This is a genomic window from Streptomyces lomondensis, from assembly GCF_014651035.1.
GTDB lineage: Bacteria > Actinomycetota > Actinomycetes > Streptomycetales > Streptomycetaceae > Streptomyces > Streptomyces lomondensis.
Window position 1 is genome coordinate 1 of record NZ_BMWC01000037.1, and the last position, 2,106, is coordinate 2,106.

At 69.9% G+C, this 2,106-nt stretch carries 3 protein-coding genes; all 3 read right to left on the reverse strand.

Translation table 11 applies throughout. The features are described 5' to 3' along the window. Positions 1-563: aldehyde dehydrogenase family protein (locus IE255_RS38810; RefSeq protein WP_190055146.1), on the reverse strand; the 563-nt coding region annotated here is incomplete at its 3' end. Between the two features lie 170 nt (positions 564-733). Then, positions 734-1,573, reverse strand: coding sequence for an ABC transporter permease (locus tag IE255_RS38815; protein ID WP_229906808.1), 840 nt, complete (start codon positions 1,571-1,573; stop codon positions 734-736). After that, the coding region (locus IE255_RS38820) for an ABC transporter permease (RefSeq protein ID WP_190055147.1) at positions 1,570-2,106 on the reverse strand (537 nt) is incomplete at its 5' end. The genes IE255_RS38815 and IE255_RS38820, both read right to left, overlap by 4 nt.

The window sequence follows — 2,106 nt, forward strand, 5'->3', positions numbered from 1 at the left end:
GACAGCGGGGTCTGCGGAGCGGGTTTGAGGACCATGGTGCAGCCGGCCGCGATGGCGGGGCTGATCTTGCGGGTGCCCATGGCCAGGGGGAAGTTCCACGGGGTGATGAGCAGGCAGGGGCCGACGGGCTGGCGGGTGACCAGCAGGCGGTTCCTGCCGTCCGGAGCGGTCATCATGCCGCCGTCGATACGGACGGCCTCTTCGGAGAACCAGCGGAAGAACTCGGCCGCGTAGGCGACCTCGGCGCGCGCCTCGGCCAGGGGCTTGCCCATCTCCAGGGTCATCAGCAGCGCGAGGTCCTCGGTGCGCGCGATGATGAGGTCGTAGGCGCGGCGCAGGATCTCACTGCGCACGCGGGGCGGGGTCGCGGCCCAGCCGGGCTGCGCGGCGACCGCCGCCTCGACGGCGCGCTGCCCGTCGGCGGGAGAGGCGTCGGCGACCCGGCACAGTTCCTCGCCGGTGGCCGGGTTGTCGACGGACAGCGTCCGGCCGGACTCGGCGTCCCGCCAACCACCGCCGATGAACAGCTGCTTGGGAACATCACGGACAACGGGCGTGGTCATGGCTGGTTTCTCCCTGGAAATCCGGAATCATGCGGTGCTGCGGACGCGGGGGGCCGCTGGTCGTGACGCGTGCGGAGGCCTGGAGGAGGCGGGGCCGGGCGCCGGGGGAGGGGACGCCCGGCCCCGCTGGTCAGCAGCTCAAGAGTGCGAGCAGCTTGCCGGGGTGAGGGTCAGGTGAGGGGTTCGACGGGAAGGGCGCCTTGGCCGTCTCGGTGGCCGCCGAGTTTGCGGACGAGGGCGACGAGGGCGAGGGCGAGGATGGCGAGTGCGATGAGGACGGCGCTGACGGCGGTGACGGTGGGGTCGACGTCGAACTGGAGGGCGTTGAAGACGAGGACCGGCAGGGTGCGGGTGTCGGGGGTGGACAGGAACTGGGCGATGAAGAACTCGTCGAAGCTGGTGATGAAGGAGAACACGGCGGCGGCGATGAGGCCGGGGGTTGCCAGGGGGAAGGTGATGCGCCGGGCGATGGTCATGCGGCTGGCGCCCATGCTGGCGGCGGCGTCTTCGAGGCGTTCGTCGATACCGCGCAGGGTGGAGATCATGATGAGGATCGCGATGGGCGCGGCGAGTACGGTGTGGCCGAGGGCGATGGCCAGGGGGCTGCCGAGCATGCCGGCGGGTTCGAAGAAGAGGAACAGGCCGAGGGCGATGACTACTTGGGGGATGAGCATCGGGGCCAGGACCAGTCCGTAGACCGCGGCGTGCAGCGGGAGCCGGCCGCGGGCCAGCGCGGTGGCGGCGGTGACTCCCAGGATGAGGGAGAAGACGGTGGTGAGGGCGGCGATGAGGCTGGACAGGGCGATGGAGGTGGCCCAGTTGCCGCCGGGTGCGGCCATCTGCTCGTACCAGCGGGTGCTGTACTCCTTGGGGGGGAAGGTGCCGATGCCGTCGGCGCCGAAGGAGGTGACGAGGATGATGACGATGGGCATGGCCAAAAAGAGCAGGATGGCGGTGGCGCTGAGGGCGCGGCCGATGTGTCCGGCTCGGGTGGCGGGCAGTTCCATCATGAGCTGCCACCTCCTCCTCGTGTGGCCGTCTTCTTGCGGCGGAGTCTGGCCAGGCCGAGGATGCCCAGGCCGGCGAAGGTGAGCAGGAGCAGGATGACGCCGAAGGCGGCCGCGGAGTTCCACTGGTCCTGCTTCATCACCTGCTGGTCGATGAGCGCGGCGACGACGGTCTGCTTGTCGCCGCCCATCAGGGCGGGGGTGATGTAGTAGCCCAGGCACAGGATGAAGCTCAGGAGTCCTGCCGTGCCGACACCCGGTGCGACCAGGGGCAGGTAGACGCGGCGGAAGATGGTCAGGCGGGAGGCTCCGAAGCCCGCGGCGGCGGCGAGGAGCCTGCGGTCGACGCCGCGCATCACGCCTTGGAGGATGAGGACGGTGTAGGGGAGCATCACCGAGGTGGTGCCGATGACCACACCGGTCTCGTTGTAGAGCAGCGAATAGGGCGCGCCTGGGGCGTGCACGGACGTCAACAGGGTGTTGACCAGGCCGTGTTCACCGAGCATGATGATCCAGCCGTAGGTGCGCACCAGGGC

Bases quoted from the DNA above. Each gene is read 5' to 3' on its own strand.
- IE255_RS38815 (WP_229906808.1), bottom strand. From the start codon at position 1,573: ATGATGGAACTGCCCGCCACCCGAGCCGGACACATCGGCCGCGCCCTC.